At 62.2% G+C, this 23,550-nt stretch carries 25 protein-coding genes and 1 tRNA gene; 18 read left to right on the forward strand and 8 right to left on the reverse strand.

All coding sequences use genetic code 11. The features are described 5' to 3' along the window. Positions 1-165 precede the first annotated feature (165 nt). A complete protein-coding gene (rsmA, locus tag KF827_RS15090; protein WP_291007147.1) occupies positions 166-1,005 on the forward strand; it encodes a 16S rRNA (adenine(1518)-N(6)/adenine(1519)-N(6))-dimethyltransferase RsmA in 840 nt (279 codons plus the stop codon). Between the two features lie 138 nt (positions 1,006-1,143). On the opposite strand, the gene gmk is transcribed toward rsmA, so the two are convergent. Continuing rightward, a complete protein-coding gene (gmk, locus tag KF827_RS15095) occupies positions 1,144-1,785 on the reverse strand; it encodes a guanylate kinase (protein ID WP_291007149.1) in 642 nt (213 codons plus the stop codon). A 4-nt stretch (positions 1,786-1,789) separates the two neighbouring features. Next, entirely contained in the window at positions 1,790-2,728 is a 939-nt protein-coding gene (locus tag KF827_RS15100; protein ID WP_291007151.1) for a YicC/YloC family endoribonuclease, read from the reverse strand. A 33-nt stretch (positions 2,729-2,761) separates the two neighbouring features. Between KF827_RS15100 and KF827_RS15105 the strand changes: the two genes are divergently transcribed. The 5 genes from KF827_RS15105 to KF827_RS15125 all read left to right on the forward strand — a co-directional run bounded on the left by KF827_RS15105 (position 2,762) and on the right by KF827_RS15125 (position 6,854). Further along, positions 2,762-3,574: an SDR family oxidoreductase gene (locus KF827_RS15105; RefSeq protein ID WP_291007153.1), complete on the forward strand. Its 813-nt coding sequence runs from the start codon at positions 2,762-2,764 to the stop codon at positions 3,572-3,574. 209 nt (positions 3,575-3,783) lie between these two features. Continuing rightward, positions 3,784-4,848 carry a class II fructose-bisphosphate aldolase gene (gene fba, locus KF827_RS15110; RefSeq protein ID WP_291007155.1) on the forward strand — a complete coding sequence of 355 codons (1,065 nt, stop codon included), beginning with the start codon at positions 3,784-3,786 and terminating at the stop codon, positions 4,846-4,848. A 124-nt stretch (positions 4,849-4,972) separates the two neighbouring features. After that, a tRNA-Met gene (locus tag KF827_RS15115) sits at positions 4,973-5,047 on the forward strand. Between the two features lie 49 nt (positions 5,048-5,096). Beyond that, positions 5,097-5,849 (forward strand): hypothetical protein, encoded by a 753-nt coding sequence (locus KF827_RS15120; protein WP_291007157.1) that lies wholly within the window; start codon positions 5,097-5,099, stop codon positions 5,847-5,849. 192 nt (positions 5,850-6,041) lie between these two features. Then, complete coding sequence (locus KF827_RS15125; RefSeq protein ID WP_291007159.1) at positions 6,042-6,854, forward strand: hypothetical protein; 813 nt, start codon at positions 6,042-6,044, stop codon at positions 6,852-6,854. 189 nt (positions 6,855-7,043) lie between these two features. On the opposite strand, the gene KF827_RS15130 is transcribed toward KF827_RS15125, so the two are convergent. The 4 genes from KF827_RS15130 to mnmA form a co-directional block, all read right to left on the reverse strand. Beyond that, positions 7,044-7,193, reverse strand: a complete 150-nt coding sequence (locus tag KF827_RS15130; protein ID WP_291007161.1) for a hypothetical protein — start codon at positions 7,191-7,193, stop codon at positions 7,044-7,046. Between the two features lie 77 nt (positions 7,194-7,270). After that, positions 7,271-8,221 carry an IS1595 family transposase gene (locus KF827_RS15135; protein WP_291007163.1) on the reverse strand — a complete coding sequence of 317 codons (951 nt, stop codon included), beginning with the start codon at positions 8,219-8,221 and terminating at the stop codon, positions 7,271-7,273. 472 nt (positions 8,222-8,693) lie between these two features. Next, the gene (locus KF827_RS15140; RefSeq protein ID WP_291007165.1) at positions 8,694-9,563 is read right to left on the reverse strand and encodes an IS1595 family transposase; all 870 of its coding nucleotides are present in this window, start codon (positions 9,561-9,563) and stop codon (positions 8,694-8,696) included. A gap of 67 nt (positions 9,564-9,630) precedes the next feature. Further along, a complete protein-coding gene (gene mnmA / locus KF827_RS15145) occupies positions 9,631-10,767 on the reverse strand; it encodes a tRNA 2-thiouridine(34) synthase MnmA (RefSeq protein ID WP_291007214.1) in 1,137 nt (378 codons plus the stop codon). Between the two features lie 277 nt (positions 10,768-11,044). Between mnmA and rpsF the strand changes: the two genes are divergently transcribed. From rpsF to rplI, 4 genes are read left to right on the forward strand one after another with little or no spacing between them, the layout of a single operon-like run. Next, complete coding sequence (gene rpsF, locus KF827_RS15150; protein ID WP_291007167.1) at positions 11,045-11,503, forward strand: 30S ribosomal protein S6; 459 nt, start codon at positions 11,045-11,047, stop codon at positions 11,501-11,503. Then, on the forward strand, positions 11,503-11,817 hold the full coding sequence (gene rpsR / locus KF827_RS15155; RefSeq protein ID WP_291007169.1) for a 30S ribosomal protein S18: 315 nt from the start codon (positions 11,503-11,505) through the stop codon (positions 11,815-11,817). The genes rpsF and rpsR overlap by 1 nt, the downstream gene beginning before the upstream one ends. Before the next feature lie 28 nt (positions 11,818-11,845). Next, positions 11,846-12,847 carry a hypothetical protein gene (locus KF827_RS15160; protein WP_291007171.1) on the forward strand — a complete coding sequence of 334 codons (1,002 nt, stop codon included), beginning with the start codon at positions 11,846-11,848 and terminating at the stop codon, positions 12,845-12,847. Next, positions 12,847-13,383, forward strand: a complete 537-nt coding sequence (gene rplI / locus KF827_RS15165) for a 50S ribosomal protein L9 (protein WP_291007216.1) — start codon at positions 12,847-12,849, stop codon at positions 13,381-13,383. The genes KF827_RS15160 and rplI overlap by 1 nt, the downstream gene beginning before the upstream one ends. A 22-nt stretch (positions 13,384-13,405) precedes the next feature. Here rplI and KF827_RS15170 read toward each other — a convergent pair whose 3' ends face one another. Next, positions 13,406-13,594 (reverse strand): hypothetical protein, encoded by a 189-nt coding sequence (locus KF827_RS15170; protein ID WP_291007173.1) that lies wholly within the window; start codon positions 13,592-13,594, stop codon positions 13,406-13,408. A gap of 20 nt (positions 13,595-13,614) precedes the next feature. Between KF827_RS15170 and KF827_RS15175 the strand changes: the two genes are divergently transcribed. Continuing rightward, on the forward strand, positions 13,615-15,096 hold the full coding sequence (locus KF827_RS15175; protein ID WP_291007175.1) for a replicative DNA helicase: 1,482 nt from the start codon (positions 13,615-13,617) through the stop codon (positions 15,094-15,096). A gap of 42 nt (positions 15,097-15,138) precedes the next feature. Continuing rightward, on the forward strand, positions 15,139-15,954 hold the full coding sequence (locus tag KF827_RS15180; RefSeq protein WP_291007177.1) for a ZIP family metal transporter: 816 nt from the start codon (positions 15,139-15,141) through the stop codon (positions 15,952-15,954). Positions 15,955-15,959: 5 nt separating this feature from the next. On the opposite strand, the gene KF827_RS15185 is transcribed toward KF827_RS15180, so the two are convergent. Continuing rightward, complete coding sequence (locus tag KF827_RS15185) at positions 15,960-16,874, reverse strand: DMT family transporter (protein WP_291007179.1); 915 nt, start codon at positions 16,872-16,874, stop codon at positions 15,960-15,962. A gap of 222 nt (positions 16,875-17,096) precedes the next feature. Here KF827_RS15185 and alr point away from each other — a divergent pair, with 222 nt between their 5' ends. The 6 genes from alr (at position 17,097) to purF (ending at position 23,532) form a co-directional block, all read left to right on the forward strand. Further along, entirely contained in the window at positions 17,097-18,248 is a 1,152-nt protein-coding gene (gene alr / locus KF827_RS15190; RefSeq protein WP_291007181.1) for an alanine racemase, read from the forward strand. Then, positions 18,245-19,021 (forward strand): ABC transporter permease, encoded by a 777-nt coding sequence (locus KF827_RS15195; RefSeq protein ID WP_291007183.1) that lies wholly within the window; start codon positions 18,245-18,247, stop codon positions 19,019-19,021. The genes alr and KF827_RS15195 overlap by 4 nt, the downstream gene beginning before the upstream one ends. Continuing rightward, positions 19,018-19,794: an ABC transporter ATP-binding protein gene (locus KF827_RS15200; RefSeq protein WP_291007185.1), complete on the forward strand. Its 777-nt coding sequence runs from the start codon at positions 19,018-19,020 to the stop codon at positions 19,792-19,794. The genes KF827_RS15195 and KF827_RS15200 overlap by 4 nt, the downstream gene beginning before the upstream one ends. Then, entirely contained in the window at positions 19,794-21,251 is a 1,458-nt protein-coding gene (radA, locus tag KF827_RS15205; protein ID WP_291007187.1) for a DNA repair protein RadA, read from the forward strand. The genes KF827_RS15200 and radA overlap by 1 nt, the downstream gene beginning before the upstream one ends. A gap of 23 nt (positions 21,252-21,274) precedes the next feature. Next, positions 21,275-21,973, forward strand: a complete 699-nt coding sequence (locus tag KF827_RS15210; RefSeq protein ID WP_291007189.1) for a CvpA family protein — start codon at positions 21,275-21,277, stop codon at positions 21,971-21,973. A 107-nt stretch (positions 21,974-22,080) separates the two neighbouring features. Beyond that, positions 22,081-23,532 (forward strand): amidophosphoribosyltransferase, encoded by a 1,452-nt coding sequence (gene purF, locus KF827_RS15215; protein ID WP_291007218.1) that lies wholly within the window; start codon positions 22,081-22,083, stop codon positions 23,530-23,532. The last annotated feature ends 18 nt before the right edge of the window (positions 23,533-23,550 follow it).

Genomic DNA, 23,550 nt, shown 5'->3' on the forward strand with positions numbered 1-23,550 from the left:
GGGCGGCGATCTATTCCGCCTCCAAGGCCTTCGCCCGCACCTATGCCGAGGCCCTGCGCAGCCAATTGGCCCCCAAGGGCATCGCCAAGCCGGACAGCCTGATGGCCGCCTTGCATATGGCAGCCGACATGGTGCGCCACCGCATGGCTTATGACCGCGCGGGCCATGATGGACATTGAAAACGATCCGGTGGCATTGCTGCCGCCCTTGCGCGATGTGATCGCGGCGCATGATCTGGCCGCACGCAAATCGCTGGGGCAGAATTTTCTGCTCGATCTCAATCTCACCCGCAAGATCGCCCGCGCCGCCAAGCCGTTTGCCGCGCCGACGGTGATCGAGATCGGCCCCGGGCCCGGCGGCCTTACCCGTGCGCTGTTGCTGGAAGGCGCCGAAAAGGTGATCGCCGTGGAGCGCGACGAGCGCTGCCTCGCCGCCTTGCAGGATTTGCAGCAGGCGGCTGGCAAGCGGCTGACGCTGCATCCGGGCGATGCGTTGGAAACCGCGCCGGCCGATCTAGCGCCGCCGCCCTGGGCCATCGTTGCCAACCTGCCCTATAATATCGCCACGCCGCTGATCCTGGGTTGGCTGCTGGCGCCGGTGCCGCCCCGGCGCATCACCGTGCTGGTGCAGAAGGAGGTGGCCGAACGCTTGGCCGCCAAGCCCGGCAGCGATGCCTATGGCCGGCTATCGGTGATTGCCGGCTGGTGCGCCGAGGTGCGCATGCTGTTCGATATCGGGCCCAAGGCCTTCGTGCCGGCGCCGAAAGTAACCTCGACCGTGGTGGAACTGGTGCCGCGCGACAAGCCGCTGGCAGAGGCCGAGACCGCCAAGCTGGAACGGATCACAGCCGCAGCCTTCGGCCAGCGCCGCAAGATGCTGCGCGCGGCATTGAAATCGCTGTGGCCCGACGCGGAAGCGAAATTGCAAAGCCTGGGCATCGAACCCACACGGCGGGCGGAAACGCTCAGCATCGAGGAATTCTGCGCCCTGGCGCGTTTATTATAAAAACTGGCGCGTTTGCTTTAGCAAAAAACAAAAACCGTCACCCTCGGATTTATTCCGAGGGTCCATGCCTGACGCAACGAGGCTGCTTAAAGATGAACCACCGCAACAAGTGCGGTGGTGACGATTTTAAAGGCGCGGTTACAGCCCTTCGCGCAGGCTTTTCACGAATTCCACCAGGCCCTGGCCGCGATGGCGCTTCAGGCGTTCGGCGCGCAGAATGGCATGCACATTGGCCAGGCAGCGCTCCATGTCGTCGTTCACCACCACATAATCGTATTCCGCCCAATGGCTGATTTCGTCGGAGGCCTTGGACATGCGCTTGGCCACCACTTCGGCGGAATCCTGGGCGCGGGTATGCAGGCGCTTTTCCAGTTCGCGCATATCCGGCGGCAGGATGAACACGCTGACCAAGTCGCTTTCTGCACGCTGGCGCAATTGCTGGGTGCCCTGCCAATCGATATCGAACAGGATATCCTGCCCCACGGCCAGGCGCTTCTCCACCGCTTCGCGCGGGGTGCCGTAGTAATGATCGAACACCTTGGCATGTTCGAGCAATTCATCGCGGTTGATCATCAGCCGGAAGGCTTCGATATCGATGAAATGATAATCGCGGCCATCCATTTCGCCGGGCCGGCGCTGGCGCGTGGTGACGGAAACCGAGAGATGCAGGTCGCTTTCCATCTCCAGCAACTGGCGCGCGATGGTTGTTTTGCCCGCACCCGATGGCGAGGAAAGCACCAGCATCAGGCCGCGCCGGTTTATGTTGATCGGTGCCCGCATGCGGCTACTCCACGTTCTGCGCCTGCTCGCGCAGACGATCCACCACCAGTTTCAGATCCAGGCCGATACGGGTGAGCGCCGCATCGAAGGCCTTGGAGCAAAGCGTATTGGCCTCGCGGTTGAATTCCTGTGCCAGAAAATCCAGCTTGCGGCCGATGCCGCGCGCATCGCCCTGGCGCAACAGCGCACGCGCCGCCTGGATATGACTGCGCAGGCGATCCAGCTCCTCGCGGATATCGAGACGCGTGATCTGCATGGCCAGTTCCTGCGCGATGCGATCCGGCGAGGCGGGCGGATTGAGCGCCAGCAGATCGGCAAGCTGGCTTTCCAGCCGGCGCTTCAGGCCTTCGGGCCGCGCGGCTTCGCAGTTTGCTGCGTCCTTCACCAATTGCTCGATCTCGTCCAGCAGCGACAGCAGCAAGGCCTGCAGCTTGGCGCCTTCCTCGGCGCGGCTTTGCACCAGCTTGTCCAACGCCTGCACGAATATCGCCTTCAACGAGGCTTCCAGCGCTGCCTGGGTTTTTTCATCGGCCTGGGGCGCCACCGGCTCCACCACGCCGCGCACCGCCAGCAGGCCATCCAGACGCGGCGCACCGATGCCACGCGCCTCCAGCTTGGCGCCCAGCGCCAGCAACTGATCCAGCAGAGCCTCGTTCAGCCGATATTCCGGCTGCTGGGCCTCATCGTCCTGGTATTGCAGATTGAGCGAGACATTGCCGCGCGCCAGCTTGGCCTGGGCCAAACCGCGCAATTCGGCCTCCAGGGCATCGAAGCCATTGGGCAGGCGAAAGCGCAGTTCCAGGCCGCGGCCATTCACCGACTTCAATTCCCATATCCAGGCCCTTTGGCCTCCCTGTTTTTCCGGCCGCCCATCCGCGCGCGCGAAACCGGTCATGCTCGCCAAAGCCACGCCTTGCCCTCCATCCGAATCCGCGCGCATCATACTGGCCTCGGCCGATAGCAGAAAGGGCGGAAGATGAGCAAAAGCGGCAGCCTGATCCCGAGCGGAGTCTTGATCACCGGCGCATCCAGCGGCATCGGCGAATATCTGGCCCGCCAATACGCCGCGCCCGGGATTCGGCTGGCACTCACCGGGCGCAATGCCGAGCGGTTGGAAGCCGTGGCCGAAATCTGCCGTACCAAAGGCGCCGCGGTGGAATGCCATACAACGCCGGTGACCGATGCGGGTGCCATGCGGGCGCTGATCCTGGATTTCGCCGCGCGCGGCCGGCTGGATCTGGTGCTGGCCAATGCCGGCATTTCCGGCGGCTTCAAGGATTGGGGCGGCTTCGACGCCCATGTGCGCGAGGTTGCGGCGGTGAATATCGACGGCGTGTTCAACACGGTGAACCCGGCCATCGAGGCCATGCTGGGCCAGGAAGCCAGCCCGCTGCTTGGGCAGAACCGCATGCCGCTGCGCGGCCAAATCGGAGTCGTGGCCTCGCTGGCCAGCTTTCTGCCGCTGCCGGGCGCCGCGATCTACTCCGCCTCCAAGGCTTTCGCCCGGGTTTATGCCGAAGCGCTGCGCAGCCAACTGGCCCCCAAAGGGATCGGGATTTCCTCGATCTGCCCGGGTTTCGTGGTCAGCCGCATGACGGCGAAAAACCGCTTCCCGATGCCCTTCCTGATGGAAACCGAGCCGGCGGCCCGGCGCATTGCCCAGGGGCTGGCGGAAAACCGCGCCCGTATCGCCTTTCCCTGGCCCATGCTGGCGGTAATGCGGCTGCTGGAAAGCCTGCCCTACCCGCTTACCAGCTGGCTGCTGAGCCGCGCCCCGGCCAAGGAATAAGCCTGCAGCGGCCAAGGAATAAGCCTGCGGCGGCCAAGGAATAAGCCTGCGGCAGCCAAGGAATAGTCCCGGATTTCGGAACGTTTTTTATTCGCTTTGTCTCAGAAACACGGCCCGAACGGGGCTGGATAAGCCTGCGAAGATAAATTATGGTCCGCCCGCCCGGATCGGCCGGGCATAGAAACCGGATTTTCATCGGAGGAAAGACCATGGCGTTGGTGTCGATGCGGCAGCTTCTGGATCATGCGGCCGAGCATGGCTACGGCTTGCCGGCTTTCAACGTCAATAACATGGAGCAGGTGCGCGCCATCATGGAGGCGGCCAACAAGACCAACAGCCCGGTGATCCTGCAGGGCTCGGCCGGCGCGCGCAAATATGCCGGCGAACATTTCCTGCGCCATCTGATTTCCGCCGCCGTGGAAGCCTTCCCGCATATCCCGGTGGTGATGCATCAGGACCATGGCGCCTCGCCGGCGATCTGCGTGGCCGCGATCCGCTCGGGCTTTTCCAGCGTGATGATGGACGGCTCGCTGAAGGAAGACGCCAAGACCCCGTCGGACTACGACTACAACGTGGCCGTCACCCGCAAGGTGACCGAGCTGGCGCATAGCATCGGCGTCACCGTGGAAGGCGAACTGGGCTGCCTGGGCTCGCTGGAAACCATGCGAGGCGACAAGGAAGACGGCCATGGCGCCGAAGGCACCATGACCCGCGAGATGCTGCTGACCGACCCGACCGAAGCCGCCAATTTCGTGGCCGAAACCCAATGCGACGCGCTGGCGATTGCCATCGGCACCTCGCATGGCGCCTACAAGTTCACCCGCAAGCCGACCGGCGACATCCTCGCCATCGACCGCATCAAGGAAATCAACAAGCGCATCCCCAACACCCATCTGGTGATGCATGGCTCGTCTTCGGTGCCGCAGGAATTGCTGGCCGAGATCCGCCAGTATGGCGGCGAGCTGAAGGAAACCTACGGCGTGCCCGTGGAAGAGATTCAGGAAGCCATCAAGTATGGCGTGCGCAAGATCAATATCGACACCGATCTGCGCCTGGCGATGACCGCCGCGATCCGCCGCCATCTGGCCAAGAACAAGAGCGAATTCGATCCGCGCAAATATCTGGCCGATGCCCAGAAGGCGGCGCAGGAGGTGTGCGAGGCGCGCTATGTGGCCTTCGGCTGCGCCGGTCAGGCCTCCAAGATCAAGCCGCTGGAGCTGGACGAAATGGCCAAGCGCTATGCCAGCGGCGCGCTGAAGCAGACCGTCAACTGATTTCCCGGCTTTCCAGGAAATGCCAAACGGCCGGACAGCCCTGCTGCCCGGCCGTTTTTTATGGCCGCAAACTTGACAAGCCGGCCCGCGGCCCGTATCTGTGCCGCCGCAGTTCGACTGCCGTGGCGGGGTAGCTCAGTGGTAGAGCGCGGGACTCATAAGCCCAAGGTCGGCGGTTCAATCCCGCCCCCCGCTACCATCTTCTTTTCCCAAGACAATCCCCCTCTTTTTCCAAGACACCCAGACCCATGGGCGCTCCCTTGACCGTGGATGAATTGCGCGCCGCGATCCATCCCGCCGAGCGGTCGCCGGAAGCGGTGGCAAACGCCCTGCGCGAAACCGGCATGGCCCTGCTGCGCAATGCCCTCACGGCCAAGCAGGTGGAGGATTGGCGGCATTTCACCCAGGTCGGCTACGAGGTTTGGGACCGCGACCATCCCGGCCCGAAACCAGCCGAAAGCCTGCCGCTGAGCGCATTATTCGCCCCACACAGCCTGGAGAATGGCCGGCGCGAATTCGGCCGCATGTGCCTGGATGCGCGCTTCATGGACCTGCTGCGGCTGTATTTCGGCGAATTGCCCTTCGTGCGCGACGGCCATGCCGCCTTCCGCCGCCTGAGCCGCCCGGTAAAGCTTACGGGGAAGCTGCCGATAGAGCCAAGCCCACCCGCAGGCCAGCTCACGCTCTGGCTGCCCCTGATGGCCAGCGGCGGCCGCCAGCTCGGCTATGAAGTGCCCTGGCGCGACGGCCATTGGCGGCCCAACATGCTACCCGGCGATGTCCTGCTGCTGAGCGGCGACCGCCCGCCCCGCGTGGCCGGCCCGCCGGCCTCGGAAGGCCCGCTGCTGCTGGATGGCCCGATCCTGGGCATGGAAATCCATCTGCTGGGCAACAGCGCGCGGCTGAACCACCCCCATCAGGATGCCCTCGGCAGCATGATCGCTTTGGGCCATTTCCCCGATTTCAGGATGGAAAGCGGCTACGACCGCGAGCGGCCATAATACACGCATAAGTACATGTAAATTTTCAAGGCACTTTTATTACATATATGTTCTATATATGATCTAATTGGAACGGGCATATTATACTTCGCATACCCAGTGTGACGGTGGTAGGCTATGATTGAGCCTGCCGGCCCCCGATCCGTTAAAACTTCCCCTTGGGAAACCCGCCGGCACTGGAGCCTGTGGGACATGATCAATTTTCAACTCGCCTCATTTTTGAATGGGCTGTCCCTCTTGGATGTTGCTAAGAGCCGTGCGCGATTTGCAGAACCACAGCAGTTCGTGGACACATCGCAGGCTGCGATTATCAGATCAAATATTTCGGCGATTGCATCTCACTGCGCCCAGTTGAATATGCCAACAGCACTTCATCGTCTCTCTCGTATCGAAGTAATGCTGGGTTCCACCACTACTAATGAATCGCTTCACCACGAATTGTCGGAGTTATTCACCGCAGTAGAGCATGACGCTTATCAGGAATTTTTTTGCCACTATCAAAAAGACAAACTGAGTCACATAAAGAGCATGGAGGCGGAGTGGAAAATTGTCTTCAAATCATTCAAGTCTACAAAAAGTGATGCGGAAGCAGGGGTGGATTGTTTTGCACTTGGCCACAACACTGCATGCGTGTTCCACATGATGCGGGTGGCGGAAGCGGGACTGCGTGCTTTGGCACGGGAACGTAGTGTCAAACTTCCAAAACAGCGCCCGCTAGAATATGGCAATTGGGAAGAGATCATTCGAGAAACTGAGAGAGAAGCCGAAAAAATTAAGAATAAACCGGTCAGTAAAAACCGTGATGCAGCAGAAACATTTTACACAGGGTGCGTTTCCGACCTTCGCCATTTAAAAGCAAATTATCGCAATAAAACCATGCACCTTCGGGATTCCTATGATGCCGGACAAGCCATGAGTTCCATATTCCGCACAAAAAGCTTTATGCTCATGGTTGCCTCAAAAATAAACGAGGATCACCCCAGAAAGATTAATTGGCGTCTGTAGCCTCTCGCTAAGAGGCTCTTTCTATGCACCTAGCAATTGGCGGGGGAAGACATGATTCTGTTGTCTCTATGGGAACAGTTAGTGCCCTATGCAATTCAGCTTTGGTCGCGGCGCTGGTTCCGGATACTCACTTATATTTTCTTATTTTATGTGGCCGGCAGCATTTTCCGCAGAATAAATTGACCGCAGCTAATTACTCTGTTTTCTAGGATTGATCTTCTGAAACGCCTTCTCTAGTGCGTCATCGGATTCGTCTGCGCCAACGGCTTTTGCCGCTTCTTTGAAGCGGTCGCGCTGGGGCTTGGCCGGTTCTTTGGGCTTTGGCTTACTTTCCGCCACGGTCTTTCTCCATGCGTTTCAACCGCGCCAGCCTCTTTAGCCGACGCAGTTGACGCTGAGTATACTTCTTTTTTGGCTTATGCGCGCTGACTAGTCGTTCGATAAGTCAGGCGCTTGCCTACGACGCCTTTCACCGCAGCCTCAGTACGCAGAACGTCATCCACGCCAAGGCTCTTGCGGTTGGAATAGCGGAAGTCAAATTCAGCCAGATACCGCTGCAAATGCTGCTCGCCGCAGTGCTGGTAGGTGCCGCGCATACCGCGCTTGAACACGCTAAAGAAGCCTTCCACGGTGTTGGTGGTCACGTCGCCACGGGCATATTCAAGCTGGCTGTGGTTGACGGTTTCATGGCCGGCAAAGCCCTTGCCGATGCGGGGATACATCGGGGCTTCATCGCTCACCAGACGGGACTCAGCGTCAACGTTTTGGCCGATAAATTCCTGGGCCTTCTTCGCCGGCAGCGATTTGGCAACCAGCGAGCGGGCGCGGCCCTTGCGCTCCACCACGGTCAAAACCTTCATCTTGCCGCCAGTGCCACGCTCACCGACCCAGCCTTTACCAGTCTCGAAGATGGCACGGCCCGGACCCCAGAAAGTCTCGTCGGCTTCCACGGTCTGGCCTTCGCCACCCAGCGGGCCTTCCGAGGCGGTATCAACCTTCATCGCCTCACGGATACGGTGCGACATGAACCAAGCAGTCTTGAGGGTCACGCCGAGGGTGCGGTGCAGCTGGTTGCTGGAGATGCCTTTCTTGCTGCTGCACATCAGGTAGATGGCCTGAAGCCAGAGGTTCATCTTGACGTGGCTGGCCTCGAAAATGGTGCCCACCTTCACGGTGAAGGGCTTACGGCAGCCGTAGCACTTGTACACGCCGTGGCGGGTCGAATTGCCCTTGAGAGCGCCCACCTTGTCCTTGTCGGCCTTGCAATGCGGGCAAACCGGACCATTCGGCCAAACCTTAGCTTCTACAAAGCGATAGGCAGCGGCCTCGTCGTGGAACAGCTTGCTATCGAGAATCGACTTGGACATGGGGTATCTCCTTATGACCCCAACGTAAGTCAGATTTCTGGGTACGTCAAGTATAATATGCCCAATCCGAATATGGGGCCAGCTTGAGCGCTCTAAAGGAGCAGGACAAGCGCAGGACTGTTTTGGATGCTATATTGGACGCGGCAAAAGAAGGGCGATTGCCTCTTGCGGGAAGTTCATTAAGTTCTCGGACTTTGAAGAAAATATCACCCCGGTGCATCCGGGGAAAAAGACTTGCATTTGACGAGACTATGAAATTAAAGACCGCCGCAGGTGTAGTGGTGTATTCATGCCTCACTACCAACCAAGCGCATGTGCGCAACATTTGGCCTAGTAATTCTAGAAGAAGGGCGCCCTATGGCTGACGGCTACCTGAATCTCGAAGAAGCACGCCGAGAGAAAAAGCTGGCGAAGTTCGCGCAAGAGCATCGCTCTACAGGCGATGAAGATGCGTTTGACCGGCTGCTAGGCGCTATGACGCGAACGACAGAAGCAGACGCCCCAGCATCTTCTCCGGATGCTTCCGCATGTTGTGGCGATACTCAAACTCCCCCAGATACTTCGGAAGATGCTTCGCTGAAACGCTGATATGGGCGAAGCGGATAGACCGCTTTAGGACCGACCAGAAGTTTTCAATCGTATTTGTGTGGTGCTTGCCACGCCGCCATTCATCCTTACTGTGGTTGACCGCGCCGTGTTCGTAGCCATCCGCCAGCCCAGCATAGGCCGGGGCTTCATCCGTGCTGATAGTGCTGCCCTCGGCCACCATTTCACGGACGATAGGCTCTAGCGTCGTCTGGCGGCTATTGGGAACTACGCGGGTATGGAGAACCCCTTCGCGTTCAATCATGCCGAAGACTGCGGCCTTACCCTTGCGCCAGTTGCCCTTCCCTGCGCCCCGGTTCTCGCCGCCTATCAAGGTTTCGTCTATTTCCACATGGCCGCCCATTGGCGGGCTGCCGTCCACCTCGGCCATGTACTTGCGGATTTCATGGGCGATGCGCCAAGCGGTCTTGTAAGTGACGCCCAACTGGCGCTGCAATTCCTTGGCGGACACGCCATGGCGCGAGGTCGTGAATAGATACATGGCGTAGAACCACTTTTGCAGCGGCATATGCGACCGGGTGAAGGGCGTCCCCGCCATGGGGTGGATATGATGGCCGCAGCGAGGCGTGGGGCAGCCATAGGCGGGAATGCCCTTGATACGCACGAAACGCCCCTCTTTGGAACATTTCGGACACACAATCCGCTCGCCATAGCGGACCTTCATAAGACGATCCAAGCAGGCATCATCCGTGCCGAAGCGGGAGAAAAAATCCTGAACCGTGAATTGCTTAGCCATATCGGCCTCCTGTTGGAGACTAATATAGGGCAAGTGATTACATGTGTTAAGGGGATAGTCGACGTTATTAGGCAGCCGCCTCGGCCTGGGCATCCTGGCTGCGGGTGATCCAGCCGCCGCCGAGTAGGCGGTCGCCATCGTAGAGCACGCCGGCCTGGCCGGGCGCCACGCCGTATTCCGGGCGCAGCAGATCGAGCCGCGCTTCCCCGGCCTGCTGGCCCGGATAGAGCATGGCCTCCACCGCCGGCTGCGCCGAGCGCAGCTTCACGCTGACGGCGCGGCCCTCGGGCCCGAGCAGTGCGGCATCCAGCCAGTTCAGCTCTTTCAGATACACGCTCACCCGCGCCAGCGCTTCGCGCGGGCCGACGATGACACGACGCGCACGGGCGTCGATGCGGATCACATAAAGCGGTTCCGCCGCCGCGATGCCGATGCCCTTGCGCTGGCCCACCGTGTAATGGATCACGCCCTGATGCCGGCCCAGCACGCGGCCATCGGTATGCACGATCTCGCCGGGTTCGGCGGCTTCCGGCCGCAGGCGGGTCACCACACTGGCATAATCGCCGTTGGGTACGAAGCAGATATCCTGGCTGTCGGGCTTCTCGGCCACATCGAGGCCGAATTCAGCGGCCAGCGCGCGCACGGCGGGCTTTTCCAGATCGCCGAGCGGAAAGCGCAGGTAATCCAGCTGCTCGCGCGTGGTGGTGTAGAGGAAATAGCTCTGGTCGCGGCGCGGATCCAGACCACGCAGCAAATGTGCATTGCCATCGGGGCCGAGCGCGCGGCGCACGTAATGCCCAGTGGCCAGGCAATCGGCATCCAGATCGCGCGCGGCGGCCAGCAGGTCGCGGAATTTGACGGTTTGATTGCAGCGGATGCAGGGGATCGGGGTTTCGCCGCGCATGTAGCTATCGGCGAAATCCTCCATCACCGCGTCGCGGAAACGGCTTTCGTAATCCAGCACGTAATGCGGCATATCCAGCCGTGCGGCCACATTGCGCGCATCATGGATATCCTGGCCGGCACAGCAGGCGCCCTTGCGGCGGATCGCCTCGGCATGGTCGTAAAGCTGGAGCGTGATGCCGACGACATCATAGCCCTGGCGCCGCAGCAGCCCGGCCACCACCGAACTATCCACGCCGCCAGACATCGCCACCACCACGCGGGTGGCGGATTCCGGCTTATCGAAGCCCAAGCTGTTCATCATGGCCGGCACTATAGGGCTGCCGGGCCGCCAGGCAAGAGCGGCTAAACCACCGGATTCACGCCTTTTTTCGGCCCGGCCAACCCGGCATAACGGTTTTTTCTGCCCTTTTGGCCTAAAAAACTGCCGAAAATCGCCCCTTGCGGGCCGGGCCGGGATGTGTATATTGCGCCGCTCACATAGCTCCTTGCCGGGATTTGCCCGGCTAGGCCCGCGAATGCCGGATGCATGGTGCATCGGGCGCCGGGCCGCAAATAGCCAGAAGGAGAGCTGTACGATGGCGTTCTATGAGAACGTGTTCATCGCGCGTCAGGACATTTCGACCGCCCAGGTCGAAGCGCTGACCGCGCAATTTTCCGAGATCATCAAGGGCCAGGGCGGCGAGGTCGGCAAGACCGAGAACTGGGGCCTGCGTAACCTCACCTACCGCATCAAGAAGAACAAGAAGGGCCATTACGTCCTGATGAACATCACTGCGTCTGGCGCGGCCGTGGCCGAGCTGGAGCGCAACATGCGCATCAACGAAGACATCCTGCGCTACATGACCGTGCGCGTGGAAGGTCTGGAAGACGGCCCCTCGATCATGCTGCAGAACAAGAACCGCGAAGACCGTCCGCGCCGCGAAGGCGACCGCTTCGGCGACCGCGACCGTGGCGACCGTTTCGGCGACCGTGGTGACCGGGGCGAACGCCGCCCCCGCATTGATCGTGACGACGTGCAAGCGGAGACCGAATAATGGCTTTTCAGCGTGGTGGTTCCTCCTCGTCTGCCGGCGGCGCCGGCGGTGCTCCTCGTGGCGGTGCCGGCGGCGGTGCTGCTGGCGGCGCGCGTCGCCCGTTCTTCCGTCGTCGCAAGACCTGCCCGTTCTCCGGCACCAATGCGCCGAAGATCGACTACAAGGATGTGAAGCTGCTGTCGCGCTTCATCTCCGAGCGCGGCAAGATCGTGCCCTCGCGGATCACGGCAGTGTCGGCCAAGAAGCAGCGCGAACTGGCCACGGCCATCAAGCGCGCGCGCAACCTGGCCCTGCTGCCCTTCGTGATCAAGTAAAGCGTAACCGGCGCCATTCAGCAGGGATATGTCGCGCGACCTGATTTTAGGCGGACTTGCCGGCGCTGCCAGCGCCCTGTTGGTGATGGCGGCGGCAAGTTCTTCGTTCGGGTTGCTGCTGGGATACCTGGCGCCGTTGCCGCTGTTTTTCGCCGGCCTTACCCGTGGGGTGATGCCGGCCCTGGTGGCGGCAATCGCCGGCGCCTTGGTGAGTGGTTTTTACGGTCTGATCGCGGCAGTGATGTTTCTGCTGTTGTTCGGATTGCCGGCCTTCTGGCTGGTGCGCCAGGCTCTGCTGGCGCGACCGGCCGCCGAGGCCGGACCTGATACCGAAGCGGTGTCGGGTTCGGGCTCAGATGATGGCTTTGGGGCGCTGGAATGGTATCCGGCCGGATCCCTGGTGGTCTGGCTGGCGGCCTGGGCGGCGGGATTGGTGATTTTGGCCTGGCTGTTTACCGCCGGGCAGGAAGGCGGCCTGGGCGGCGCTTTGCAGCCGCTGTTGCTGCAGGTGTTTTCCGCCCTGCCCGCTCAGACGGGTGCCGGCGGCGACAACACTGCCGCAGCGGACCTGGCCGGCAGGCTGGCACGGGTGATGCCTGCGGTGATGGCGGTGAGCTGGATGCTGATGCTCACCGTGAATGGAGTTCTGGCGCAGGGCCTGGCGGGTATGCTGAAGCAAAACCGCCGCCCCTCGCCCCGGTATGGTGCGTTGACCTTGCCGCGGTTTCTTGCCATAGCACTGCCACTGCTGATCGTGGCGGCCGTGCTGATGGCGGGCAACACGGCTACGGTGGCGATGGCCCTGGCGGCTATTGCGGCCTTCCCGTTGTTTCTGCGGGGTCTGGCCGTGGTACATGCCATGGCAGCCGCAGCACCGGCAACGGGTTTGATTTTGGCGGCCTTCTACGCCGCTTTGGTGGTGGCTGGCGCACTGGTGGGAATGCTGGTGGTCATCCTGGGCTTGATCGAGGAATGGGCGGGTATCCGTCGGCGCTTGGCCGCATCTGGAACCAGCCGGGAGAGTGAATGATGGAAGTGATCCTTTTGCAGCGGGTCGAGAAGCTCGGCCAGATGGGCGATGTGGTGAAGGTGAAGGACGGCTATGCCCGTAACTTCCTGCTTCCCAACAAGAAGGCCCTGCGTGCCACGGCCGCCAACAAGGCGCATTACGAAACGCAGCGCGCCCAGCTGGAAGCCCAGAACCTGGTGCAGCGCCAGGAAGCCGAAAAGGTTGCCGGCAAGATGGATGGCCTGTCGGTCACCGTATTGCGCCAGGCAGGCGATAGCGGCCAGCTTTACGGTTCGGTCAGCGCCCGCGATATCGCGGATGCCATCACCGAGGCCGGCTACACCGTGGGCCGCAACCAGGTGGTACTCACCACCCCGATCAAGGCCGTGGGCATCTCCAGCGTGCAGGTGAGCCTGCATCCGGAAGTCTCCGTCTCCGTGAAGGTGAACGTGGCCCGCTCGGCTTCGGAAGCCGAAAGCCAGGCCGGCACCGCCGAAGCCGTGTTCGAAAATCCGGAAGCCGAGGTCGAGGAGACCGAGGAAGACGCCGAAGCCTGATCAACCGAAACTGGTTGAGATTTTACGAACCCGCCGGAGCAATCCGGCGGGTTTCGTTTTTTTCTGCGCTACGGCTGTGGAAAAGGGTCTGCAACGCACTGTTTCGGTTCGTTGTTTTATCCACCGCCGGCATGTTGTGGACAAAAAAATATTCCTCTAACACTCGCTGCCCCGCAGCCCCTTTAATGCGCAGCCCGTTCTGTCCTGTCATCGCATGGTCATATCGCCGTCATGAATCACGCCGCGCCAACATCGCCGCTTATCGCTACTTCGACGGACGAAACCCTTTATCGCACTGCCCCGCATAATCTGGATGCCGAACAGGAATTGTTGGGCGCCATCCTGGTGAACAACGATGCGGCGCACCGGGTTTCCGGCTTTCTGCGCGCCGAGCATTTCTATAACGAGCTGCATCGCCGCATCTATGAAGCCGCCCTCACCCTGGTGGAGCGTGGCGAGATAGCCAATCCGGTTACCCTGAAGGCGTATTTCGAACGCGACGAATTGCTGGCGCAGATCGGCGGCCCGGCCTATCTGGCGCGCCTGGCCGCGATGGCCACCACGGTGATCAACGCCGAGGATTACGCCCGCGTGATCCACGACCTTGCCATGCGGCGCGAATTGATCCGCATGGGCGAGGACATGGTGAACCAGGCCTATGATCCCAAGGTGGAGGAAGACGCACGCGGCCAGATCGAAGCGGCCGAGCAGAAGCTTTTCCAACTGGCCGATGAAGGCCGTTCGGAAGGCGGCTTCATTCCGTTTCGCGATTCCATCACGCAATCGCTGGGCATGATCGATGCCGCCTGGAAGAAGGGCGGCCTGAGCGGCGTCACCTCGGGCCTCAAGGACATGGACGGCAAGCTGGGCGGCTTCCACCCAAGCGACCTGATCATCCTGGCCGGCCGCCCCTCCATGGGCAAAACCGCCCTGGCCGCCAACGTGGCCTTCAATGCCGCCAAGGCCTATTTCGAAAGCGGCGGCGAGCACGGCGCGCCGGTGGCCTTCTTCTCGCTGGAAATGTCGGCCGAGCAGCTGGCCACCCGTATTCTGTCGGAGCAATCCAATATCCATTCCGAGAAGCTGCGCCGCGGCGATATCACGGATGAGGATTTCACCCGCCGGATCGTACCCACCTCGAAACTGCTGCAGCAGGTGCCGTTCTATATCGACGATACCGGCGCCATCTCGATCTCGCTGCTGCGCAGCCGCGCCCGCCGGCTGAAGCGCACCGCCAATATCGGCATGATCGTGGTGGACTACCTGCAGCTGGTGCGCGGCAGTTCCTCGCGCCGCAACGACAACCGCGTGCAGGAAATCTCGGAAGTGACCCAGGCGCTGAAGGCGCTGGCGAAGGATCTGAACGTACCGGTGATCGCGCTCTCGCAGTTGAGCCGCGCGGTGGAAAGCCGCGACGACAAACGCCCGCAGCTATCCGATCTGCGCGAATCAGGCGCCATCGAGCAGGATGCCGACGTGGTGATGTTCGTGTTCCGCGAGGAATATTACGAGGCGCGCAAAGAGCCCAGCATGGGCACGCCGGAACATGCCGCCTGGCAGGAAAAGATGGAGCGCATCGCCAATCTGGGCGAAGTGATCATCGGCAAGCAGCGCCATGGCCCGATCGGCAAGATCGTGCTGCAATTCGAGTCCGCCTTCACCCGCTTCAGCGATTACGTCGCCTCCGACCATCTGCCGGAAAGCTACGAATAACCCCCTTGACCCGACAGGGGCCGTAGCGCATATCGGCAGGGAATGGATATCATCGCCGCCTATACCGAGACCATGGCCGCGCTGCCGCCGTTCTGGCGCGGCCTGAGCGCCAGCCTGATTGCCGGTGTGCTGATGACCGGCCTGGGCGCGGCGCCGGTTTTCGTGCTGCGCGGCGTGCGACCCACGGCACAGAATGCCATGCTGGCCTTTGCCGCCGGCGTGATGCTGGCCGCCACCTTCTTTTCGCTGCTGCTGCCGGCGCTGGATGCCGCCGAAGCCGATCTGGGCAGCCGACCTGCGGCGGCCGGCGCGGTGATCGCGGCGCTGCTGCTGGGCGCGGTGTTGATGCATCTTGGGCATTCGCTGGTGCCGCATGAGCATTTTCAAAAAGGCCGCGAAAATGCCGACAGCATCCGCCTGGCGCGGATATGGCTGTTCGTGGCGGCCATCGCCATCCACAATTTTCCCGAAGGGCTGGCCGTCGGCCTGGCCAATGCCGGCGAAAGCCCGGCCACCGGCCTGAGCGTGATGCTGGGCATCGGCCTGCAGAACATGCCCGAAGGCCTGGCGGTGGCGATTGCGCTGCGCGGCGAAGGCTATAGCCGCACGCAAAGCTTCGGCGTGGCCTTCATGAGCGGCGTGGTGGAACCCTTGGGCGGCGTGGTGGGCGCCGGCGCCATCCTGGCAAGCACTGCATTGCTGCCCTGGGCCCTGGCCTTTGCCGCCGGCGCCATGCTGTTCATCATCTCCAGCGAGGTGATCCCGGAAACCCATCGCAAGGGCAACGAGCGCGGCGCCACGGCTTCGCTGTTCGTCGGTTTCGCGGTGATGCTGTTCCTGGATGTGACGCTGGGCTAAGGCCTTCAGGCCCCGCGCTTCAATTCCGCCAGCAAGATGCCGCCCAGCACCAATGCGAGTGCAATATAGTGGTAGATTTGCGGTTGCTCGCCGAGAATCAGCATGGCGAAGGCGGCGCTGAAAAGCGGGATCAGGTTGTTGAACAAGCCGGCCCGGCCGGGGCCGATCAATTCAACGCCGCGAATGTAGAAAAGCTGCGCCAGCAGCGACGGGAAAATCGCCACATAGATCAACACCGCCCAGCCCTTCCAGCTCGGCATGAAAAAGCCGCCCGTCAGGATTTCGGCCACCAGCAGGAACAGCGAAGACACCAGCGCCGCAACCGCCAATGCCGCGAAAAACACCATGCCGGGCACCAGCGGGCGATTGCGCAGCAGCACCGAATAACCGGCATAGAAAATCACCGCGATCAGGATTTCCAGATCGCCGCGCGTGATACTCAGCGTGAGCAGATTGCCGAAATCGCCCTTGGCCGCCGTGAGCAGCACGCCGGTCATGGAAACCACCAGCCCGATCCATTGCAGCAGCCGCACCGGCTGGCCGAACATCGCCAGCGCGCCGAGCAGGATCATCGCCGGCATCGCGGCATTGATGATGCCGATATTGATCGCCGTGGTGGTATGCGCCGACCAGTAGAGCAGGATGTTATAGGCCGTGTAGCCCAGCGTACCCATGCCGGCCAGATACAGTACGCGCGGCTTGAGCAAAGGCCAGTTGTCGCGCACGCCGCGCCCGCTGACGGAGAACATGATGCTGGCCACCACCAGCCAACGCAGGCAGGTGAGCGAGGCCGGCGAGATTTCGCCGACCGCCATGCGGCTGACCACCGAATGCCCGCCCCACATCGCCATGGTGGAGGTCAGCAAAAAATAGGGCCTGGCATACATGCCCTGTAGAACGGATTTGAAAGGCTGCGACACCACGGAACTCCCCGGACTATTCCCCCGGGGCAACATCTCCCTGGGCAAGATATGCGCAAAGGGCTCCGGCCTGCCTTTTGCCCCGCCGCTCCGGGACATCCGATACGACCGGTTGAGTCTGCCCAAGAACACACGCCACAGCAAGGATGCCAGGACGAGGATGCCCGGCTTTGAGTGAATCTGGGCCTGTCGCTTTGTCGCCGGCTGCGCTAAACAGCAGCCATGACTGATTTCGGTGATCAGGCGATTCTCACCATCGACCTCGATGCTCTGGTGGCCAACTGGCGCGCCTTGGCTGCGCTGGCGCCGAATAGCCGCTGCGGCGGCGTGGTGAAGGCCGATGGCTATGGCCTGGGCGCCGATAAGGTGGCCGCAGCACTTTATGCCGCCGGCTGCCGCGATTTCTTCGTGGCCCATACCGGCGAAGGCGTGGCCTTGCGCGCAAGCCTGCCGAAGGATGCCGCCATCCACATCCTGCATGGCGTGCCAGAAGGCGCGGCCGCCGAACAGGCCGCCAGGGGGCTGATCCCGGTCCTCTCTTCGCCCGAACAGATCGCCCGCTGGACCGCCGAAAGCCGCCGTCAGGGCCGCCCCCTACCCGCCGCGCTGCAGGTGGATACCGGCATGCACCGGCTGGGCCTGCAGCCTGCCGAATTCGCCGCCCTGCTGGCCGATCAGGATACGTTGCGCGCCTTCGATGCCCGCTTCCTGATGAGCCATCTAGGCTGCGCCGACGAACCATCGCACCCGCAAAATGCCCAGCAACTGGCCAATTTCCGAGCGGCGCTGGCCAGATTGCAGGGCCAGGGCTTGGCCGGTCTGCGGGCCAGCTTTGCCAATTCCGCCGGCATCCTGCTGGGCCCGGATTACCAATTCGACCTGCTGCGGCCCGGAATCGGGCTTTACGGCAGCAATCCGCGGGCCCCGGAAACCGGGCCTTACCGGCCCAGGCCAGTGGCCCATCTGCAAGCCCCGATCCTGCAGATCCGCAACGTTGACAGCGGCGGGTCGGTTGGCTACGGTGCCACCTATCGTGTTGAAAAACCGAGGCGAATTGCCACTTTGGCGGCCGGCTATGCCGATGGTGTGCTACGCGCCTTGTCCAATAGCGGCATTGCCGCCATCGAGGGGGCTCAGGGCTTGGGCGGCGGCGCCATAACGATGCCGATCGTCGGGCGGGTTTCAATGGACATGCTGGCTGTGGATGTGAGCGCGGTGGACGATGCCTTCTGCCAACCGGGTGCGATGGTGACGCTGTTTGGCGGCGCCGTGGATATCGATGCCCAGGCCAGCGCCGCGGGCACTATCGCGTATGAATTGCTCACCCGCATGGGGCCGCGCGTGCAGCGGCTTTACACCGGGGGCGCGGCATGAACCCGCTTGCCATTATCGGCCGCGTCTTCCTGGATTTCCTGAGCGCCATCGGGCGGGTCAGCCTATTCACCTTCCAGGGTGTGCGGCATGTCTTCACGCCGCCTTTCTATCTGCCGCTCACGATCAGACAGATGATGGTGATCGGCTATTACTCGCTGCCCGTGGTGGGCCTTACCGCGCTGTTCACCGGCATGGTGCTGGCCCTGCAGATCTATCTCGGCTCGTCGCGCTTCAATGCCGAAAGCGCCGTGGCGTGGATCGTGGTGCTGGGCATCACGCGCGAACTGGGCCCGGTGCTGGGCGGCCTGATGGTGGCCGGCCGCGTGGCATCCGCCATGGCCGCCGAAATCGGCACCATGCGGGTGACCGAACAGATCGACGCGCTGACCACGCTGTCCACCAATCCGATGAAATACCTGGTGGCGCCGCGCATCATTGCCGGCATCGTCACCCTGCCGATCCTGATCCTGGTGGCCGATATCATCGGTGTGATGGGCGGCTATCTGGTGAGCACCCACAAGCTTGGCTTCAACGCCGCCACCTATATCAAGAACACCGTGGATTTCATGCAGACGCTGGATGTGGTGTCCGGCCTGGTGAAGGCCGCCGTGTTCGGCTTCATCATCGCGGTGATCGGCTGCTATCACGGCTTCAATTCCAAGGGCGGCGCGCAGGGCGTGGGCCGGGCCACCACGGATGCCGTGGTGTCGGCCTCGATCCTGATCCTGATCGCCAATTACTTCGTCACCGAACTCTTCTTCTCGGGCAAATGAGCAGCGATCTCAAAATAGCCCTGCGGGGCGTGCACAAGCAGTTCGGCAAGAAGGTCGTGCTGGACAATATCGACCTCGAAGTGCCGCGCGGCAAATCGCTGGTGGTGATCGGCGGCTCGGGCACCGGCAAATCGGTGATGCTGAAATGCGTGCTGGGCCTGATCCGGCCCGATAGCGGCGAAATCCTGATCGACGGCCAGGATTCGATGAAATTCAATGCCGCACAGCGCGAGGAATCCTTGCGCAAATTCGGCATGCTGTTCCAGGGCTCGGCTTTGTTCGACTCCCTGAAGGTGTGGGAGAATGTGGCCTTCGGCCTGATCCAGGGCCGCAGCATGGCGCGCGACAAGGCCAAGCAGATCGCCATCGAGAAGCTGGGCCAAGTGGGCCTCAACCCCGATGTGGGCGAGCTTTCTCCGGCAGAGCTTTCCGGCGGCATGCAGAAACGCGTGGCGCTGGCCCGCGCAATCGCCGCCGAGCCGGAAATCATCTTTTTCGACGAACCCACCACCGGCCTCGACCCGATCATGGCCGACGTGATCAACGACCTGATCAAATCCTGCGTGCAGAAACTGGGCGCCACCGCGCTGAGCATCACCCACGACATGGCCAGCGCGCGCAAGATCGCCGATTACATTGCCATGATCTACAAGGGCAAGATCATCTGGTATGGCCCGGCCAGCCAGGTGGACAATTCCGGCAATGAATATGTCGACCAGTTCATCCATGGTCGCGCCGATGGCCCGATCAAGATGGACATCCTCAAACCCTGATGGCGAAGCATTCGGAAAGTTTCGTCTGCCAGGATTGCGGCGCCGTCTACCGCAAATGGCAGGGCCGCTGCGATGCCTGCGGATCGTGGAACCACATCCAGGAAGAAACCGCCGCGCCGGCCGTGCCCAAGGGCCTTTCCGCCGGCAAGGGCAAGGCGCTCAATTTCACCGGACTGAATGCCCGGCCTGAATCGGTGGCCCGTGCACAGACCGGCATGAGCGAATTCGACCGCGTGCTGGGCGGCGGCCTGGTGCCCGGCTCGGCTATCTTGATCGGCGGCGACCCCGGCATCGGCAAATCCACCTTGCTGCTGCAGGCCAGTGCGCAGATCGCGCGGCGCGGCATTCCCACGCTTTATGTTTCGGGCGAAGAAGCCGTGGGCCAGATCGGCATGCGCGCGCAACGCCTGGGGTTGGCCGATGCGCCGGTGCAACTGGCTTCCGCCAATTCCTTGCGCGACATCCTGGCCGGCATCGAAGCCAATCTGCCCAAGCAAGGCGGCCCGGCGGTGATCGTGATCGACTCGATCCAGACCATCTTCGCCGACAATATCGAAAGTGCGCCCGGCACGGTGAACCAGGTGCGCGCCTGCGCGCAGGAACTGATCCGCCTGGCCAAGCGTTCGCAGGCCTCGGTATTCCTGGTCGGCCATGTGACCAAGGACGGCCAGATCGCCGGCCCGCGGGTGGTGGAGCATATGGTGGACACCGTGCTGTATTTCGAAGGCGAGCGCGGCCATCAATTCCGCATCCTGCGCGCGGTGAAAAACCGCTTCGGCGCCACCGACGAGATCGGCGTGTTCAGCATGACCGATGGCGGGCTTTCGGAAGTCTCCAATCCATCCGCGCTGTTCCTGGGCGGCGCCGAGGAAGCCGGCAAGGTAACCCCAATGAGCGGCGCCGCCGTGCTGGCCGGCATGGAAGGCACGCGGCCGCTGCTGGTGGAAATCCAGGCCCTGGTTTCGCCATCACCGCTTGCCACCCCGCGCCGCACCGTGGTGGGCTGGGATTCCGGCCGGCTGGCCATGGTGCTGGCGGTACTGGATACCCGCTGCGGCCTGCGCTTCGCCGGCTGCGATGTCTATCTCAACGTGGCCGGCGGATTGCGCGTGGTGGAACCCGCCGCCGATCTGGCCGTGGCCGCTGCCCTGCTCTCGGCGCTCGCCGACAGCCCGGCCCCGGAACGCACGGTGTTTTTCGGCGAAATCAGCCTGGCCGGCGAGGTCCGCCCGGTCAGCCAGGCCGAATCCCGGCTAAAAGAGGCCGCAAAACTGGGTTTTCAGCAGGCTGTTATGCCCAGCGGGCTTAAAAGTAAGGTAAAAGGCATCAAGGCCATCGAACTGATTCGCCTGCACGAACTGGTGGAACTCTTCCCCCAGGCCCGTCAGGCCTCGCGCCGGGCCGCACGCCAGCCAGGGCGGCAAGGCGGCAATCAGGACGATTGGGCGGAAGAGTAGATCGGGTTAGGGTAGACAGGATCATGGACAAGCTGCCCATCAATATCGTCGATCTGGCCGTTTTCGCCATTTTGCTGATTTCGGCGCTGCTGGCGATGTTTCGCGGCTTCGTGGGGCTGGTGCTGGCCACGGCAAGCTGGGTGGCAGCCGTGCTGGCCACCTATTTCCTGTTCGGCCAGGCGCTGCCCATCGCCAAGGAGTATATCCAGTCGGAAATCTTCGCGGCGATTGCCGCCGGAGCGGCGATTTTCCTGCCCACCCTGGTCTTTTGCTCCCTGCTGACCCATTTGATTTCCGAGCGGGTCAAATCCAGTGCCGTCAGCGCCATCGACCGCTCGCTGGGCTTCGTGCTCGGCCTGGCGCGTGGAGCCCTCATCGTGGTGGCCTTGTTCTGGGTAACCGACCTGTTCATCCTCAAGCCGGCAGCCCAGCCGGGTTGGTATACCGAGGCGCGCACCCGCCCCCTGGCGGTGGAGGCCTATACCTGGTTGCAGGCCCGGCTGATGGACCAGTTGTCGGGCCGGCCCAATACAGAAACCAAAACAGAGCCCGGCGCCCGGCCCACCCCGGTGCCCAATCGCACACCGATTGGCGCTTCAGGCAGCGGCGGCAGCACTGACTCCGGACGGGAATCCGGCTATAAGACCGAGGAACGCAAGGGCATCGAGAGCCTGATCCGCAATCCAGACCGCTCCCAGGATTCGTCCCGGGACAAGCAATGAGCCAACCGTTGGCGAAAGCCGGCGGATGGCGGAGCGATGATATGTCGAGCCAAAGCCCCAGCATGGACGATCCCAGCATGGACGATCTCCGCCCCCAGCCCGGACCGATGAACCCATACGACGACGACCATCTGCGCGAGGAATGCGGCATCTTCGGCATCTTCGGCAATCCCGATGCCGCCGCCAACACCGTGCTTGGCCTGCATGCCCTGCAGCATCGCGGCCAGGAAGCCGCCGGCGTGGTCACCTTCCACGACGGCCGGTTCAACGGCCATCGCGCGCTGGGCCATGTGGCCCCCAACTTCTCATCCGAGAAGGTGATCCGCGATCTGCCCGGCGATGCCGCCATCGGCCATGTGCGCTATTCCACCAGCGGCGATACCTTGCTGCGCAATGTGCAGCCGATCTATGCCGATCTCACCTTCGGCGGTTTTGCCGTGGCGCATAACGGCAATCTCACCAATGCGCTGACCCTGCGCAACCAACTGGTGGATCGCGGCGCGATCTTCCAGAGCACGATGGATACCGAAGTGATCACCCATCTGGTGGCGCTGAGCCAGAAAACCCAGATGGTGGACCGCCTGATCGACGCCCTGCTGCAGATCGAGGGCGCCTATTCGCTGGTGGCGCTTACCGCCAAGAAGCTGATCGGCGTGCGCGATCCCTATGGCGTGCGACCGCTGGTGCTGGGCAATCTGAAAGGCGCGCCGATCCTGGCATCGGAGACCTGCGCGCTGGATATCCTGGGCGCCGATTATGTGCGCGATGTGGAACCCGGCGAAGTGCTGGTGATCGACAATGAAGGCATCCACAGCTACATGCCCTTCCCGCGCACCCAGAAGCGTTTCTGCATTTTCGAATATATCTACTTCGCGCGGCCGGATTCCGTGGTGGAAGGCCATAGCGTGTATAACGCCCGCAAGCGCATCGGCGCCGTGCTGGCCGAAGAAAGCGGCGTGGCCGCCGATGTGGTGATTCCGGTGCCGGATTCCGGCGTGCCGGCCGCCATCGGCTATGCCCAGGCCTCGGGCGTGCCCTTCGAGCTGGGCATCATCCGCAACCATTATATCGGCCGCACCTTCATCGAACCCACCGACAAGATCCGGCATTTCGGCGTGAAGCTGAAGCATAATGCCAACCGCGTGCATATCGAGGGCAAGCGGGTGATCCTGGTGGACGATTCCATCGTGCGCGGCACCACATCCACCAAGATCGTGGAAATGGTGCGCGAGGCCGGCGCGGCCGAGGTGCATATGCGCATCGCATCGCCGCCCACCACGCATTCCTGCTTCTACGGCATCGACACGCCTGAACGCAGCAAGCTGCTGGCCGCCACCCACGATATCGAACAGATGCGGCAATTCATCAAGGCCGACAGCCTGGCCTTCATCTCCATCGACGGCCTGTATCGCGCCATGGGCCATGCCGACCGCATGCAGGCCGGCGCACGCTATTGCGATGCCTGCTTCAGCGGGGAATACCCGATCAAGCTGACCGACGAGACCGTGCGCCCCGCCCGCTCCGCCCGCCAGCTTTCGCTGCTGGCCGAACTCACCTGAACAAAAAAGAAGAAGAAA

This window comes from Ferrovibrio sp., assembly GCF_019636075.1.
In the GTDB taxonomy this organism is placed as follows: Bacteria; Pseudomonadota; Alphaproteobacteria; order Ferrovibrionales; family Ferrovibrionaceae; genus Ferrovibrio.